Origin of the sequence: Pseudoalteromonas sp. B160, from assembly GCF_037162485.1 — a bacterium.
Classification (GTDB): Bacteria; Pseudomonadota; Gammaproteobacteria; order Enterobacterales; family Alteromonadaceae; genus Pseudoalteromonas; species Pseudoalteromonas rhizosphaerae.
The window spans coordinates 1184194-1201188 of record NZ_JARLUX010000001.1 but is presented as its reverse complement, the minus strand read 5'-3'; the positions used below and the strand labels follow the sequence as shown (position 1 = coordinate 1201188).

Genomic DNA, 16995 nt, shown 5'->3' with positions numbered 1-16995 from the left:
TGAGTTACAGCTCAAACGGTGCAACGCCGACGGCTGTCATTTTATAGCCCACTTGTGCAATGTCGCCACTCCAGGTTTCAGTGCTGATGACGCCGGTAACGACTATGGCATCGTACAAACTTTCAATTGGCACGCCGCCTTTAATTGTCACATGAACAATTTGATTCGGTGGTGGTGGTGGCACGTGGATGCAAGCACCAAAGTAAGGCACTAATAAAAACTCAGTAATCATTTCGCTGTCACCTTCAAGAGGTACTACAAACCCAGGTAAGCTGACTGATTGGCCATTAAGTTCCTTAACAATTGGTGCATCTAGATCAGGTTGCACCCAATTTTGCTCTGTACCTTCATGGCTAGCTTGATCTTGAGTATCTATTTGTACATGTCCCTTAGGAATTAAATCTTCCCAAAAAATTTCTTTTGGTTCATTGGCATAACTACTAAAATTATAACCAAAGCTAAAAATAACTAAGCAAAGCAAAGTGAGCTTTTGAAAGTACTGCATGATATTCCTCTTAAATTTTAATGCTCATGCCATCAGACAATGAGTAAAAATAGGCGCGGGTGGCTGGTATCAAACCAACGATAAAGCCGGCCGCCATAATAGCGCCGATCAATACCAGTTCATAGCTCGATAGCATCGCAATGGTGATTGTGATGCCGGCATTACTTTGCAAGTAACCTGTGGCAAGAGACATTAATAAATAAAATAACCCACAACCTACTAGGCAACCTAAAAAGGTTATCAGTAGTGATTCTATGCTGATCAATGTGAATAAATGCCAAGGACGCGCACCGACAGAGCGTAAAATGGCCAATTCGCGGCGGCGTTGGTTAAGGCTGGCCAATAGGGTCGTTAGCATGCCTAGCAGACTCACGAGTACCACTACGATAGAAAACAGCAACAAGATTTTTTCAACAATTGTCAGCATTTCCCATAGCTCACGCAAAGTTACACCAGGCATGATGGCAAGCAACGCTTCAGGTTTGTACTGATTAACATTACGCCTTACTTGTAACGTATAAAGCGGAGAATCAAAACCCACTAAAAACGCGGTGATTTGCTTAGGTTCGCCTGTTAGATCATCATGCTGTTCATGTTCATGTTCATGTTCATGTTCATGTTCATGGCTGGTGTGGTTACCGCTGTGGATCAGTTCAATAGCCGCTAATGGAATATGTAGGGTTTTATCAACTGGCGTGCCTGTCGCATCTAAAATGCCCACCACAGTGAAAGGATTATCATCATGATGATGAAAGCTGGTATTACCCATACCGTGTGAAATAACGATACTATCACCCAGCGAATAGCCTAGCTTGGCTGCTACCTGCGCGCCCAGTACGACCTCATTTAAATGGGCGAAGGCGCGGCCTTGGCTAAACCTAAGCTGCTGCTTTTTAGCAAATTTATAATATTGAAAATAATCAGCGGAGGTGCCCAGTACCGCTTGGCCTTTATGGCTATCTCCTAGTGATAGCGGAATGGTCCAGTTGACGCCGCGTTGCTGTTTTATATATTGGTAGCTTTGCCAGCTAACGCCATTATTAGCATGACCGATGCGAAAAACCGAAGACAATAACAGCTGTATATCTCCGGTACGAGCGCCAACAATTAGATCAGTACCAGAAATGGTATTACTAAAACTACTTTTGGCATCAACCCGTACTCGCTCAATACTCAGCAATAACATGACACTAACAGCAATAGTAAACAGAGTTAAGAATGCACTAGCGCGGCGATTATATAAGCTACTAATAGCAAGTTTTAAGAGGATCATTTACCTTGCTCCTGTAGCGACAGTAAATCAATGTTGCGATTAAAAAGCGGTTGTAAGCTGGTATCATGGCTGACAAAAAGTAAGGTGCTATTCGCTTCATTTGCTTGTGTAAAAAGTAAGTTGATAAAGGACTGGCGATTGTTTGCATCAAGAGCAGACGTTGGCTCATCGGCAATTATCAATTCGGGGCTGCCAATAAAGGCGCGCGCCGCCGCGACTCGCTGTTGCTGGCCAATACTCAAGCTAGCAACATTTTGTTGGTGTAATTGCTCGTCTAAGCCCAGTGCATTTAATAGCCTTGAGGCCTCTTGATTAAGGGTTGGACTATTAATTAATGCTTTTTTTGCCGTGGTTTTGAAAATTGGCAACCTAATGTGACATTATCAATCGGTGATAGGTAAGGAAGTAGATTAAAATTTTGAAAGATATACCCAATATGCTCAGCGCGAAACTTATCGCATTTACTTTTACTTAATTGACCCAGTTCACAACCTAAAATACTCAATTGGCCTGATGTAGGACGGTTAATACCTGCAAGTAACGACAATAAAGTGGATTTACCACAGCCGCTAGGGCCATGTAAAAACACATGTTCACCTTTAGCAATGCTAAGTGTTGCAATTGCTAAAGTGGGTTTGACTTGTTGTTTTTGCCATTTAAAACTTAGCTGCTGTATATTAATCATCACGTAAATTACTACTGGATTTTGATGTTATCTTATAACGTGTATAATAAAATACCAACTAAACTGCGTTAAATCACATAGTGCTTTAATTGTGATTTCCCCGGTCTCGATTATTATTAGCGGCTTATAACCCCATACCCATACGATCGCCCTTACAGGGCGTGCCATATACTCGGAGATAGCATGACTAGCTATAAAGTTTTAGATGTAAACGATGACTTACCAATACGCACAAAGGGCCCAGTTCACAGTGGCAAAGTACGTTCAGTTTATTGGTTAACAGACGAAGACAGCGCGCGTTTGATCAGTGACAAAGGTTACCAAGTGCCAAAGGGTACAGAACTGGCTATTATGGTTATTTCTGATCGTATCTCTGCATTTGATTGTATATGGCAGGGCGAAAATGGTTTAAATGGCGTGCCAGGTAAAGGGGTCGCATTAAACACAGTTGCTGCTCATTGGTTTAAGTTATTTGATCAGGCAGGCCTTGCAGGGAATCACATTGTTGATATTCCGCATCCGTATGTGTGGATTGTACGTAAAGCCAGTACAGTAAAAGTAGAAGCAATTGCTCGTCAGTACATTACGGGCAGCATGTGGCGTGATTACAGTAAAGGTGTACGTAATTTCTGTGGATTAGAATTGCCTGAAGGCTTAACGGCTAATCAAAAGTTAGACGATGTGTTAATTACGCCATCAACAAAAGGTATTATTACTGGCGTTGCAGATATTCCTGCGGTGGATGATGTCAATATTACCCGTGAAAACATAACTAATAACTTGAGTGTGTTTAATTTTAAGTCCGAAGATGATGTTGCTCAATACGAGAAATTACTTGTTGAGGGTTTTGCTTTAATTAGTGCTGAGCTAGGTAAACTAGATCAAATCTTTGTCGATACAAAATTTGAGTTTGGCTATGTAGAAGATATTGATGGTACAGATAAACTAATCTATATCGATGAAGTTGGGACGCCTGATTCATCAAGAATTTGGGATGGTGCTGCGTATCGTGATGGTAAAATTGTTGAGAACTCTAAAGAAGGGTTCCGCCAATTGTTAATTAATAATGTGCCTGATAGTGATGTGTTATTGAATAAAGATCGCATGCTTGAACGTGAGCAACTAGCAAAAGATTACATTTTACCTGAGTCGGTTATGTTAGCTGTTTCTGATACTTATGTAGGTATCGCTAGCAAAATTGTGGGTCGTGATATTTTAATTCCAACAGATCCGCGTAGTGAAGTAATTGCCATTTTAGACGGGCAATATGGTTTAATTTCTAATGCTTAATTACTAGTAATCAACTTGCACCATTTTAAAAGCTTAGAGTTTTGCTATTATTTATAGTTACTGGGCTTTTATTCTTGCATTTAGAGTCAGTCTCTAATTAACTTAACCTAAGATTAATTAGAGATACTCATATGTTAGTGTTCGCACAACAGGGGATGACCAAATGAGACTGCAAGTAATGGCAACAAAAAGCATCATGACAGTTTTCGCTATGGTGCTTGCATGCGATGTTTATGCGCAAGATGTTACGCTCAACATCGTTGATCAATATGGGCAGCCTCTCACCAATGCAGTGATAGAAATTGCTAGCGAAAGCAATAAAACATTATCGCAACAGTTACCTGTACTGATAATGGATCAAGTAGATAAGCAGTTTTCACCAACGCTTTTGATTGCTCACCAAGGGCAGCAAGTGAACTTTCCTAATAGCGATAATATTCGCCACCATGTATATTCTTTCTCGGAAGCTAAACCATTTCAGTTAAAGTTATATTCTGGACAACCAGAAGCTCCGATTACATTTGAAAATCAAGGGGTTGTGGTGCTTGGCTGTAATATCCATGATTCTATGCTAGGGTATATTTATGTTGCGAAAAGCGCTGATGTTTATCAAAGTGATGAGCATGGGAATGTGCAACTAAGTGGCCTAAATTTGCCAGTACAGCTAACTATTTGGCATGCTTTACAAAAGAACGCACTCGAAGCAAAACAGCCTTTAACGTTAGCTGTAAATTCACCTCATAGTTTACAAGTGACACTGCAAACAACTGAGCCTAAGCCACGTAATACTTTTGGTAGTAAGTTTAAGGGTGGGAATGACTAATAGTTTAAAAAATCGCATAACTGTTTTATGTGTAGGCTTAGTGTTATTAACTACTGTTGTGAGCTTATTTAGTTTTTGGTGGTCGACGAGTCAATTTAATGAAAAAAAGGTCACCCAAGATATTAATGTGGCTGAAAATGTCTATAAGCAGTACCTAGCGTCAAAAGAAAGTTTATTGCTCACAGCTGCAAAAGTACTGACTGCTGATTTTGGCTTTAAACAAGCGGTTGCTACCAAAGATGCAAATACCATTAGTAGCGCATTGTATAATCATAGTCAGCGAATCAATGCTGATTTAATGCTGCTTCTAGATCTGTCAGGAAAGTTAATTTCTACTAATAAACAGCAAGATTTTAATAATAACTTACAAGAATTAATGAATGAGTTGCTCAATAATACCGAGCAATCTAGTTTTGTAGTGCTACACGAACAATTGTATCAAGTCATTTTACTACCAGTTAAAGCCCCGCGTACTATCGCCTACAGTTTAGTAGGTTTTAAAATTGATGATGAGGTTGCGGTTGAACTAAAAAACTTAACAGGTATGGATGTAAGCTTTATAGCTAAAAGCGATAATTTGGTTAAAAGCTCTTTGTTAGAGCGTCCAAGCCCATTTATTCCAAACGAGTATTTTCATAATTCCACCACAAAACGTATTTTTGGTGAACAATTGGTATATCGCAATCGCGATGTACATTTGCCTTCACTTGACGATCATCCCGTTAATGTATTGCTTAGTGCTGATCTAACGCAGAGTTACAGTGAATTTGAGAGATTGTTTTACACGTTAGTCATTCTTGCGTCTTTAACGATTTTTATCGGCGTTATTACCAGTAGTTTATTGGCCAAAAACTTAACCATGCCGTTATCACAGTTGGCGAGTTTAGCGCGGCAGTTTGCGCGAGGAAACTACAGTGTTGATGCGATGAGTAAAAACCAAAGCAATGAAATAGCTACATTAATTGATGCTTTTAAGAACATGGGTAATGATATCCAAGAGCGTGAACAACAAATTAGCTTTGCCGCAAAGCATGATTCTTTAACTGGTTTTTATAATCGTTCTGCAATGCTGGAAGTGTTGAGCGAAAATCTTGAACAAAACCAAGAATACACCTTAGTGGCAATCGATATTCGTGGTCTTAGGCATATTAACGATAAGCTAGGAGCTCGTATTGGCGATGACTGCTTAAAAGCTGTGGCTTTACGTATTGCTGAGTTTTCAGATGAGTTTGGTGGTTTACATGCACGTATTGGTGGTGATGAATTTTTAACCGCTTTTCCTAGTAGTGCAGGGCGTAATCTTAAAAGTGGCATAGTCGGGTTAATGGCGCAGTTACAAGCTGGTTATACTATTCAAAAGCTTAAAATCAATTTACGTTTTAGTGCTGGTGTGGTGGAGTATCCTTCGCAAGGGTTACAAGCGGATGATTTAATGCGTCGGGTCTTGATTGCTGTGGATAGTGCCGCAAGTGCTCATGAAAATATTCATTATTACCTGCCTGGAGAGGATGAAGCGCATCTTGATAGGCTCATTATGATCGATGAGCTCAAGCAAGCGATTAATGATGACGATGGTCAATTGTTTATGACCTATCAGCCTAAATTACATATCGCTACACAACAAATCAATAAAGTGGAATCGCTTATTCGTTGGCAACGCAAGGATGGTAGTTGGGTATCGCCGGAGCTATTTATTGACCTAGCTGAACAATCGGGATTAATTGTTGACCTTACCGGTTGGGTGGTAAAAACAGTAATAGCACAGGTCGGACTTTGGCAACAGCAAGGCATTTATATGCAAGCTGCAATTAATGTTTCAGCCCAAGATATCGCTTATCCTGGCTTTCACTCCAATTTAATTCGTACATTAAAACAGTTTTCAGTTGCACCTGCGCTTATCACGATTGAATTAACAGAGCGCGATATGATTGAAAATGAAGAAAAAGGTATTCAAGCGTTGGAAAACTTGAAAGCAATCGGTGTCAAAATTTCTCTTGATGATTATGGGGTTGGGCAAACATCGCTAGGGCGCCTGAAAATGTTACCTATTGACGAGCTGAAGTTAGATAAGTGTTTCATTCTTAAACTAGATGAATCTGAAAAAGATCAGTTTATTGTTGAATCTACGATTACCTTAGGTCATCAGCTTGGCTTCTCTGTTGTAGCCGAAGGGGTTGAAACATTAGAGTCGCTAGAGCTGCTACAAAAAATGCAGTGTGATCATGTGCAAGGGTATTATCTAAGTCGTCCACTCAAAGCAGACGTGTTTGAGCAGTGGTTGGAGCAGTATAATGAAAAAGCTTAAATTATTATGTTTAACTGTTATCGCATTATCTGCATTTAATACTTTTGCCTCAAAAGGCAAGCTGCTAGCAACGCCAGGAGTATCGCAAGTAGAAGGTAGTGGTGGTGGTGGTATCGTGCCTTGGGCGCAGCTTGCGGGTTATGCCAGCGAGGATGAGTTTTCTATTAATGGCTTTTGTAGTCGGGCCGATGTTACCGATTACAGCTTAGATGTATGCGGTGCACAAGTTAACTTATTTAATCGCGTTGAGCTTAGCTATGCACAGCAAAACTTTGCTGTGCCGGCGCTAAATACCGAGATAGAACAAGAAATCAGCGGTGTTAAGATTAGGCTCTATGGTGATATTGTTTATAGTGACTGGCCTCAAGTTACCTTGGGAGTACAACATAAATCACTTGATGATGGCGCAGTCGCTATGTTAGTAGGGGCTAAGGATACCTCCGGTACGGATATTTACCTTGCTGCAAGCAAGCTACATTTAGGGGCCATTGCAGGTTATAACTGGTTTTGGAATGTTACCACGCGTTATAGTGAAGCAAATCAGCTTGGCTTACTCGGATACGGTGGGGCGAATAGCAATGAAAAACTATTATTTGAAGGTAGTACTGCCATTTTTCTTAGTCGAGAAGTTGCTGTTGGAATAGAGTATCGTCAAAAATCAAATAATCTCGGATTGGGTGAGCAAGATTGGCAAGATGTGTTTGTTGCTTGGATACCAAATAAATACGTAAGTGTCACTGCAGCATATCTTGATTTAGGTAGTATTGCTGGGGCAAAAGACCAAACCGGTTGGTACTTATCGGTAACAGGATATTGGTAATGGGAAAAATACTAACAACGATAGTGTTAATAGCCAGCTTAGCAGGTTGTTCATCGGCTTCAAATCTAACGTTGTATCAGCAACTTGGTGGTCAAGCAGGGCTACAAAGACTGGTTGATAGTTTCATTAATCAAATCGGTAATGACGAACAAATTATTCATTACTTTGAGCATGCAAATATTAGCCATTTCCGTGAAGGCTTTATTAATCATTTGTGTGTACTAACTGATGGGCCCTGTGAATATACGCGTGATAGTATGGTTGATATTCATACTGGCATGCACATCACGGAGGGTGACTTTAATCATGTGGTTGATTTGTTAATTAATGCCATGAATGAACAAAATATTAGTCATACAGTGCAAAATAAAAATACTCGCGAAAATGGCACCACTGAGAACCGAGATTATTAAGATTTAAGCAAAAATAGTCGTTGTTATGATAGTTTAGGCTGAAATAAAATTATGGTTTCTGTACAATGGCATTTGTTTTTGGTTAAATTAATGTAAATTATGTTCGTGTATTTTGATGTTTTGCATATTTATTATATCCCTCAATACTTACCAGTTATAAAAAAGCTGACCAAAAAAGGGCATAAATGTGTATTGATTTTTTATAAATCGCAGGATGCGAAACTAATTTCTGTTTGCAATAAGTTTATTGCAGACAATCGGCTATCAGCAGTTTGGCTAAATGATACCAGTCAGGCTTTTGCTTTTTACCAAAAAGTGAAGTTGATTGGATTATATTTGGTAATGCATTTCCACAAAGCGAAAAGTTAAATAAAAAAACAGCACTGATGCAACACGGAATTGGCCCCAAACAGTGCTACTACGATGTATCAAATGCAGGAATGACTGTAAGGTTTGTTGAAGGGGTACATCGGAAAAATCGATTACAAAGCCTTTATCCTAACGGTACTTTTATTGACTCAGGTTATGCGAAGTTAGATCCTCTATTTGACTACAGTGTTGAAAAAATATCACTGGAAAAGCTCGGTCTTGATCCTAATAAAAGAACATTGCTATATGCGCCTACATTTTATCCAAGTTCAATTGAGTGTATGAGCGACCATTTTGCGGATGACTTTGCAGATTATAATATAATTATAAAACCACACTTTTTTACGCTTACAAAACCACGTTATAAAAAACAACGCTTTAAATTAGCTAATTGGAAAAAACACACAAATGTTTATATTGCGGATGAAAATCAATTTGATTTAACACCATTTATTGCGGTTGCCGATATTATGCTTTCAGACGCATCGTCAGCTATTTTTGAATTTGCTGCACTAGATAAACCCGTTATATGGTGTGACTTCTATAAATTACGCTGGAGTTACCGTGGTATTTTTTCATTTCGTTTGAAAGGGCGTTTGGATGATGATATTCATTATTTTAATGAAATTTGTTACCCTGCTAAGCATTATCAAGATCTCGCCAATATGATTAGTCAATCTAGTTACGAGAGTGACGTTTTTAAAGAAAATAGGGCGAGACTTATTAAGTTGCTCGCTGGTAAAATGGATGGCTTATCTGCTGAGCGCATTGCTAACTATTTAGAGGAAAATAAATGAGGCGAGTAATAACTTTTGGGACGTTTGATATTTTCCATGTTGGCCATATCAATATATTAGAGCGAGCGAAAGCACTGGGTGATTACTTAATTGTAGGTGTATCTTCAGATGCTCTTAATAGGTCAAAAAAAGGCCGTAATCCAGTTTACAGTGAAGCAGATAGAGTGAGAATAATCAGTTCATTGCGTTGCGTTGATGAGGTGTTTATTGAGAAATCATTAGAGCTTAAAGGTGAGTACATTACTGAACATAATGCTGACTTATTAGTAATGGGGGATGATTGGGCTGGACGTTTTGATGAATTTAAAAGCTTGTGTGATGTTAAATACCTTACTCGAACCCCATCAATTTCAACCACTGAAATTATTGAAGTGGTACGTAATCCATTATCGCAATAAATGTTGTAAGGTGGGGCCTGCCCACCTTCGATTTAATTACTTTAATTTCATATAGTTTAGCGCTTTACGGATTTTGTATCTGCGCAGTAGATTAAGCGGCTTTTGCATAACTCCGGTCTCAATAATCTGTGCAGTTGCTGCTAGTATGCGTTGAGCGCTGTTTCCATCAGTAAAAGGATGTACTTGAGTTATATACTGGTTAATTTTCAGTTGCTGCTCATCGCTGAAAGATAATGCTTGCTCTAGCGCGTTAGTTAATTGCTCTGCAGCTGTGATATTAATTAAAGCATCTTGAGGTTGGCTATTGTTAAAGGTGATAACGGGTTTGCCTAATAATAATGATTCATCGACTGCACTTGATGTATCTGAAATAACCACATCAGCGTGTTGAATTAATGGGATTAAGTTATCGTTTTGGCAAATTTCAAAATGTTCCATTTCAGCCAGAGTCTGATAAAGCTTTTGCCACTGAGGTTTAGTTTTTGGATGAAACTTCAATTTTATATCGTAATCACCACTACTTGCAAGTGATTTTATTTGCTCAAATAAAATCTCGAGAGAAGATAAATTTGGCGAAAATGTTGGCGCATATAAGATAACGGGCTTCTCATTTTGCCGTTTTTCGTAATTAAAATAAGGATCAAGTTTCGGCCAGCCAGTTTCTATCACTCTAAAATAACGGTATTTTTCTGCTAAGCGTGTAAATGGTTCCGTTGTAAGAGGACCGTGAGTACAGTACAAATCAAAAAAACCTCGAATAGCAAAATGACCTTTCTTTTTATATTCTAAGCCATGAAAAACTTGCACTTTCACTCAGGGAAAAAATCTGGGACTACATTTCCAGGTACGAACACTGCGCAGGGATTAAAGTTTTTGACATCTTCAATATTTTTAAGTTGTTGCTCTCCTTCTAACAAGCCGTTGGCAATTCCACTTCTTTTTGTAATAAACCAGCAGGCTTTATCTCCATTTGCTCTAATTGCATCTTGAATTGGGCGTAAAATAGCAAAGCTGTAAGGTTGTTCTACATAAAGCAAGTAATGTTTAGGCATAATGGGTCGCTTTTAGACTTTTAATTGGTAATTCAATATGTGGCAGAAGAATTAGATAACGCCATCTTATTTATTAAGTTTTACCGCCTATAATACAATTTTACTACAGTAAAATAAATCTATGTGATCTGCATCTTTTAAGTAGCTAATAAAGTATTGTAACGCTTCATTCATAAATAAGTCATTATTACGGCTTAGTATTTATATCAAATATTAAAATTGGTATAAGCACTCTATGCACTTTTTATTCGTATCTCGTCGCAATGTACATGCTCGCTACTATAAAAAGTTAATCACTCAACTAAATTTAAGTGCTAGTTTACATATTTTTGGTAAGCCAATACTGCGTGCATTAAAGTACTTACCGGAGGCATTTAAAGCGTCTTTTGACGATATAATAGCTACTCAGATAAAGCGTAAACAAGCAAAGCATGCTATTTGGCATAGTTACTTGTTAATCTTACCTTATTACCTTCTACTCAATTTTGTCGAGCGTTGTCGCTACGCTAAGTATTTGGCGTTACTTACTCGGGAAAAACCAACACATCTGGTTATTTGGAATGGTCATAAACTGCCTAATATCACAGTAGTAAAAGCGGCGAAAAAGCTAGAAATTAACGTTTTTTATTATGAAAATGGCTTGCTGCCAAATACTAGCTGTTTAGATCCTAAAGGTGTTAACTTTGCATCTGCAATTAAGCGTGATCGAAATTTTTACCTTAATTTTGAATCATCATATGCATCTGATTTAAGCGCTTTAGCGTTAATGCCTCGATCAAATCACAAAAAACGTAAAGCATTTTTACAGAGTAAGTTACCGCCAAGGTATATTTTCGTGCCTTTTCAGGTTCCCCATGATACGCAAATCGTTTGTTATTCGCCCTGGATTAATTCAATGGAGATGTTATTTACAGAAGTAATGACAGCGATTGAAAAACTAAATGATCCAGAGTTAAAAGTGGTATTTAAAGAACACCCCTCTTGGCATAAACACTATTCTCATTTATATAAAAAGCACCCTCAGGCAGTATTTGCCAACGGCAATGTGACGGCTGATTTAATAGAAAATGCACAGGCCGTGATCACGATTAATTCTACCGTCGGACTAGAGGCGTTATTGTTAGGGCGCCGTGTTATTACGCTTGGGCAGGCTTGCTATAACATTGATGAATTGGTTTTACATGCGCGCAATAATGAGGAGTTAAGTGAAAAAATATCGCAAATGAACCAAGGTTGGCAATTCAATGCTCAACTTAGAAATCAATTTTTCAATTATTTAAAGCATGTTTACAGTGTCCAAGGAAGGTGGCAAGATTGCTCAAAAGAACATGCTGATGCTGTTGAAAAACGTTTGTTAGGATTGGATGTTTTTTCTCAGCAAATTAATGAAGTAAAGGATAACAATGAAAAACATCGTAACTTGCCAGTGGTTGAACGAGCACTTAAACGACCCCAAGCTGATTATTTTTGATGCCGGTATGGTGCGTCCAGGTAAGCTGGGAGAGTATAAACCAGAAGCTAAGTTACCTAATGCGCAGCGTTTTGACTTTAAAAAGCAATTAGCCGATCAAGACAATCCGCTACCGCATACCATGTGCAGTGCAGAGCAATTTACTCAGCAGATGCAGTTAATGGGGGTTGATAAAGATTCCTTAGTTATCATCTACGAAGACCAAGGCTTATTTAGTGCTGCAAGAGGTTGGTGGATGTTTAAAGCCATGGGCTTTGATAATGTCAAAGTACTCGGTGGTGGCCTTGCTAAGTGGCAGTCGTTGGGTTATTTAACTCAAATTGAATATAGCCGCCATTATCATAAAGGTAACTTTGTTGCCAAACCGCGAGTTGGTTACTTTATTGATGCGGTTGCAGTCTTTCAGGGCATAGATGATGAACATACCGTACTACTTGATGCACGAGGTTATCAGCGTTATTTAGGTGAAATGGCAGAGCCGAGATCTGGGATGCGCAGCGGCCATATTCCTAATAGCCGCGCTTTACCTTTTGTTGAATTATTGGATGATGGCGAAGCAAAACCATTCGTTGACATTAAAGCTGCTTTCGAGGCTGTACTTGGCGATCAAGCAGATCTGCAAACTACCTTGCAATTTAGTTGTGGCTCCGGCGTTACTGCATGCATCTTGGCGTTATTTGCCGATGAGTGCGGATATGAAAATCTGCATGTTTATGACGGCTCATGGAGTGAGTGGGGCGGCCGAGACGAACTACCTATCGAAACAGGTCCTTGTCCTTCGCGTTAAACGCAAATCCGTAGTGCTGCCAGTAATCAATGGCTTTCTTATTGAGAGGCTGGCGTACTTGTACTTTGCTTGCTGTTGCCGACGGGCTATGTTGCTTATGAAAATCCAGACACTTAACTTGCCAAGGTAAATCACAAAAATCATAGAGCAGCTGCGTGCTTGTGATTGGCTCTGATACTAATGTTTCGTATTGCATAATCATCACATTATCCGGGTGTTTTGCTGCAAAATGATTTATCAAAGAGCTGTAATCTTGATAAAAACTATCGATGTCTTGCAGGTTATAGCTATAGTGATGAAACGCACTGGCTGGGCTGTAGAGTTGGCGGTAATTAGCTATACAGCTAGCTTTTCGGCCTCGTTGCATGCAAATGATTTTAGCCTTCGGGAAAGCCGCTAAAATTAAATCGATATAGTAAAAATTAAATGGCTGTTTGTCGCAGCTGCGTAGCTGTGCTGCTACTAGTTGACTAATACGCTGTTTATACTGACTCAACTGCGCCATTAACGCAGCATTTTTATATGCGTCATTGAGCACCACGCTATTTAATGCCTGAGCATTATTACCTTGGCAAACCTGGGCAATATCATTGAGTTCACCAACACCTTGCACCAGATCTGATTGATTCATTATTTTTTCTAGCAAAGTAGTCCCTGAGCGCGGCATACCAACAATAAATATCGGAGTAAAATCGTTGTCGCTTAAGGACGGCGTATAACTGTGACTTAAGGTTATCAGTTGCTGGCTAAATGCTTTGTGAGCTTGCGCATCATATTTTACATGCTGACAGATCGCTTGCTTACTTGTAGTAAAGTGGGCAAAGGCTTGCTTATAATCAGCGCAGTGCTCGTAATTGAGTGCAATCGCATGGTGCAGAAATTGTTGCTGCATCGGCGTTTTAGCGTATTCGGTTAAAGTTAACAGCTGTTGTAAATGCTGCTTAGCCTGCTTGTTATTGTTAAGTTCAGCTAGCGAATAGTGAGCTTGAAAATGTTGCGGATACTGTTTAACAAGCATTTGTAGTAGCAGTATTGCATCACTAAATTGCCCCATTATTTTATATGCCACTGCTAAGTTATAACAGATTTGTGGATTTTCAGGAGCATGTTTATAGGCCCGTAATTGCCACTCGAGCGCCAGTGGATAATGGCCTAAACGAGTCAGTACATTAGCAATTAAATCGCATTCAATAACTTCATAATATGGATGTTTTATTGCTTCAGTTATATATTGCTGCGCATCTAACAGCTGCCCGCGCAGTACGGCAAATTTGGCTGAGTGAGCAAAATATAAAGGTAGGGGCGTAATACTAATCGCTTTGTTTAAGAGTTTATTTGCTTTGCTTATATCATTTGCTGCAACATTTACTTGCGCTAGCAAAAAATAGCTAAAGTGATCATCTGGTGTGTTTTTAATATTACTGATCAGTAATAAGTGCGCGTCATTAAGCTTGCTATGATTAATAGCGTGCTCAATTTGTTGTTGTAGATTTTTTTGTATCGATGTCAGCATGGCAATAAGCATAAAAGCCTTGGCGTAAAACACCAAGGCTTTTTTAATTTATAGATAACCGTTATTACAGTTCAAAGTTATACGTAAACTTCATGCCGATAGTACGCGGTGTTGTAGTGTAGTGACCATACACACGTTGTAGTTCAGGAAGTTCTTTCGAATCAATCCAAGACTTATCTCGACGTACAGAGGTGAACGCGTACTTATCGAATAAGTTATCAACATAGAGAGTGGCCGACCACATATCACCGGTTAGCTTGGCAGATAAGTTACTCAAGGCATAGCCTGCAAGCGTTTCACCATCAGCTTTTAAGCCAATTTTAGTGATCGTATCGCTCTGTGCTGTTATACCGTAATTTACGCTTAAAAGTTTATTATCTAATACATCTTGTTCGTAACGCAGACCAAACGAGAATTGATGCTCAGGCGCACCTGGCAAGCGGTCGCCATCTTCACCGCCTTGTACTCCTGCACCAAATACATCAGGAGAATCTTCAGTTAATTGCGCTTTGGCATAAGCGTATGTGGCATAAGCAGTCCAGTTATCCGCGATGATTGCACGGCTTGAAACTTCAACCCCTTTAGAGTTAGCAGTAGCTGCATTTGAGGTAATCAACTCCTGACCATTTACGGTTGTGCTACCGATTTGCGCGTCTTTCCAATCAACATTAAATAATGCCGCGTTAAAGTGTAGGCGGTTTTTAAACCAGCTCGATTTAAAACCAAGTTCATAATTTACAGTGGTATCAGGTTCATAACCAATTTCATTTGGTAGAGCACAGACAATTTGTTGTTCAGGTAACACATCAGGGCAAGGAGCTAGGCCGTTGCCACCACCAATCCTAAAGCCTTCACTAACGGTAAAATAGGCTAGTACACCAGTTTCAAAAGTGTAATTAGCGTTAAATTTAAATAAGTTACCGTTATCACTGGCGCTCGTATTCACCATTGCAAGTTGATCTAATGATGAAAAATCACCTGAATACAACGGTGTGGCTGAGCCTGAAGTAGTGGATACATCATATTCGTAAAAACGCGCACCAAGGGTTACATTGAATTGATCGGTAAACGCATAACCTACTTCACCAAATAGTGCTTTTTCAGTGGTTTCAGAGTCACTGACTAAAATATACTCGAGATCTTGTTGTAGATTAGGAATATCATCGCCCCAAAACTCAGTTAAACCGGGTGTGTATTCGCGATCGTCTGAGTGAGTTTCAAGCTTGTTGTAGTAACCACCGACAATCCAGTTAAAAGCGCTATCAGAGTTAGACACTAAACGAATTTCTTGAGTGAAACTATCACGTTTTGATGTATCCAAGGTTTGCGCAACAAACGCTGGAAATTCTGCATAACCAGTCCATATGTCGTAAAGCAAATCAGTTTGATCACGTTGTCCAGATTGCTCATAGCTTGACCAACCAGAGGCAGATACAAGTTCAGCAAAACCTAAATCCGCTTTAATTTCCAAGCTTAATAAGTCGTTTTCTTCTTCACCAGGCTCAAGTATCCGCGCGGCATTTTCATACTGGCCAACCATCCCTTGTAGGCCACTGCTGTCACTTAATGAATTATATTGCGATGTAGAATTACCGCCATTTTCTTGTTTTTGATAAAAATAGTTTAGCGTTGCTTCTACTGCTTCGTTGGCTTGCCAACGCAGTGACACACGACCTGTGGTAATTTGCTCATCATTTACATCACTGACACTGCGCAAGTTAGCACTGACATCTTGTGGGTTGGTAAAATCAGGGTTTGGGTTTGATACGCCTGGGTTTTGTACTACGAAGTTATAATCGATATAACCTGGGTTGGTGTAGTAATTGACGCTAGCGCGAATAGCCAATACATCGTCAATTAACGGCGTATTAAATACTAAACCAAACTCACCGCCAGTGCCGTCACTTTCGTTTAAGCTAAACACATCACCAGTGACTTGGCCTTCGGTAATATCGAGCTGAGGTTGTTTTAATAAGTAACGAATTGCACCACCTAATGTTCCCGCTCCGTATAATGTACCTTGTGGACCGATAAGCACTTCAACACGGTCTACGTCTGTTAAACGTAAATCAATATTAAGTGGAATCTCACCCACGTAAGTGGCAACTGTACCACCATCAGAAATACGATCTGAAGTATTGGTATTTAAGCCACGGACAATAATCGGTGAACCTTCACGGCCACCTTGATCAGAAATAGTTAAACCTGGCACCCAGCGTGCCACATCTTCAAGATCACCAATGTTTTGATCTTTGATCACATCACCATCAAGGGCGGTAATATTAAGTGGTGCCTCTTGCACTGAGCCCGCACGACGAGTCGCGGTAATTTGAATTGTTTCAATTGCTTTTTCTGTTGCAACTTGTTGCTCCGCTGCAACAGCATGACCGGCAGTAAAAAATTGGGCGGCTATTGCGCAAGCGACAATATTAGGCTTGAACTGTTTCATTGATTATCCTGTTTTTTGTTTATCTGGTTGTCATTTTCTAATAAG

Annotated in this window: 14 protein-coding genes and 2 pseudogenes; 9 read left to right on the top strand and 7 right to left on the bottom strand. The window is 39.5% G+C overall.

The genetic code is table 11. The features are described 5' to 3' along the window. Positions 1-4 precede the first annotated feature (4 nt). The 3 genes and pseudogenes from P4S61_RS05555 to P4S61_RS05545 all read right to left on the bottom strand — a co-directional run bounded on the left by P4S61_RS05555 (position 5) and on the right by P4S61_RS05545 (position 2463). The gene (locus P4S61_RS05555; RefSeq protein ID WP_149983159.1) at positions 5-505 is read right to left on the bottom strand and encodes a DUF3299 domain-containing protein; all 501 of its coding nucleotides are present in this window, start codon (positions 503-505) and stop codon (positions 5-7) included. A gap of 10 nt (positions 506-515) precedes the next feature. Beyond that, a complete protein-coding gene (locus P4S61_RS05550) occupies positions 516-1778 on the bottom strand; it encodes an ABC transporter permease (RefSeq protein WP_337117921.1) in 1263 nt (420 codons plus the stop codon). Further along, positions 1775-2463: pseudogene (locus P4S61_RS05545) on the bottom strand (ABC transporter ATP-binding protein). Before P4S61_RS05545 ends, P4S61_RS05550 begins: the two are co-directional and overlap by 4 nt. A 183-nt stretch (positions 2464-2646) precedes the next feature. Between P4S61_RS05545 and P4S61_RS05540 the strand changes: the two are divergent. From P4S61_RS05540 to P4S61_RS05510, 7 genes and pseudogenes are all read left to right on the top strand, one after another. Further along, positions 2647-3753: a phosphoribosylaminoimidazolesuccinocarboxamide synthase gene (locus P4S61_RS05540; protein WP_182734512.1), complete on the top strand. Its 1107-nt coding sequence runs from the start codon at positions 2647-2649 to the stop codon at positions 3751-3753. A 163-nt stretch (positions 3754-3916) separates the two neighbouring features. Then, the gene (locus P4S61_RS05535) at positions 3917-4576 is read left to right on the top strand and encodes a methylamine utilization protein (RefSeq protein ID WP_145234718.1); all 660 of its coding nucleotides are present in this window, start codon (positions 3917-3919) and stop codon (positions 4574-4576) included. Next, positions 4569-6881: an EAL domain-containing protein gene (locus P4S61_RS05530; protein WP_145234720.1), complete on the top strand. Its 2313-nt coding sequence runs from the start codon at positions 4569-4571 to the stop codon at positions 6879-6881. The genes P4S61_RS05535 and P4S61_RS05530 overlap by 8 nt, the downstream gene beginning before the upstream one ends. Further along, on the top strand, positions 6868-7701 hold the full coding sequence (locus tag P4S61_RS05525; protein WP_145234722.1) for a DUF3034 family protein: 834 nt from the start codon (positions 6868-6870) through the stop codon (positions 7699-7701). The genes P4S61_RS05530 and P4S61_RS05525 overlap by 14 nt, the downstream gene beginning before the upstream one ends. Further along, positions 7701-8121, top strand: a pseudogene (locus tag P4S61_RS05520) (group I truncated hemoglobin). The gene P4S61_RS05525 and the pseudogene P4S61_RS05520 overlap by 1 nt, the downstream one beginning before the upstream one ends. Before the next feature lie 379 nt (positions 8122-8500). Beyond that, positions 8501-9280, top strand: coding sequence for a CDP-glycerol glycerophosphotransferase family protein (locus P4S61_RS05515; RefSeq protein ID WP_337117920.1), 780 nt, complete (start codon positions 8501-8503; stop codon positions 9278-9280). After that, on the top strand, positions 9277-9678 hold the full coding sequence (locus tag P4S61_RS05510; protein WP_182734519.1) for an adenylyltransferase/cytidyltransferase family protein: 402 nt from the start codon (positions 9277-9279) through the stop codon (positions 9676-9678). The genes P4S61_RS05515 and P4S61_RS05510 overlap by 4 nt, the downstream gene beginning before the upstream one ends. 36 nt (positions 9679-9714) lie before the next feature. On the opposite strand, the gene P4S61_RS05505 is transcribed toward P4S61_RS05510, so the two are convergent. Together P4S61_RS05505 and P4S61_RS05500 are read right to left on the bottom strand one after the other, a co-directional pair. Further along, a complete protein-coding gene (locus P4S61_RS05505) occupies positions 9715-10485 on the bottom strand; it encodes a CDP-glycerol glycerophosphotransferase family protein (protein ID WP_337117919.1) in 771 nt (256 codons plus the stop codon). A gap of 2 nt (positions 10486-10487) precedes the next feature. Next, a complete protein-coding gene (locus P4S61_RS05500) occupies positions 10488-10730 on the bottom strand; it encodes a hypothetical protein (RefSeq protein ID WP_337117918.1) in 243 nt (80 codons plus the stop codon). Between the two features lie 235 nt (positions 10731-10965). Between P4S61_RS05500 and P4S61_RS05495 the strand changes: the two genes are divergently transcribed. Next, positions 10966-12201, top strand: coding sequence for a capsular polysaccharide export protein, LipB/KpsS family (locus P4S61_RS05495; RefSeq protein WP_145234728.1), 1236 nt, complete (start codon positions 10966-10968; stop codon positions 12199-12201). After that, the gene (locus P4S61_RS05490; RefSeq protein WP_337117917.1) at positions 12134-12988 is read left to right on the top strand and encodes a sulfurtransferase; all 855 of its coding nucleotides are present in this window, start codon (positions 12134-12136) and stop codon (positions 12986-12988) included. The genes P4S61_RS05495 and P4S61_RS05490 overlap by 68 nt, the downstream gene beginning before the upstream one ends. Here the strand turns inward: P4S61_RS05490 and P4S61_RS05485 are convergent. Together P4S61_RS05485 and P4S61_RS05480 are read right to left on the bottom strand one after the other, a co-directional pair. Further along, positions 12957-14501, bottom strand: coding sequence for a tetratricopeptide repeat-containing sulfotransferase family protein (locus P4S61_RS05485; RefSeq protein ID WP_337117916.1), 1545 nt, complete (start codon positions 14499-14501; stop codon positions 12957-12959). The genes P4S61_RS05490 and P4S61_RS05485 overlap by 32 nt on opposite strands. A gap of 64 nt (positions 14502-14565) precedes the next feature. Further along, on the bottom strand, positions 14566-16950 hold the full coding sequence (locus tag P4S61_RS05480; RefSeq protein ID WP_337117915.1) for a TonB-dependent receptor: 2385 nt from the start codon (positions 16948-16950) through the stop codon (positions 14566-14568). Between the last annotated feature and the right edge of the window lie 45 nt (positions 16951-16995).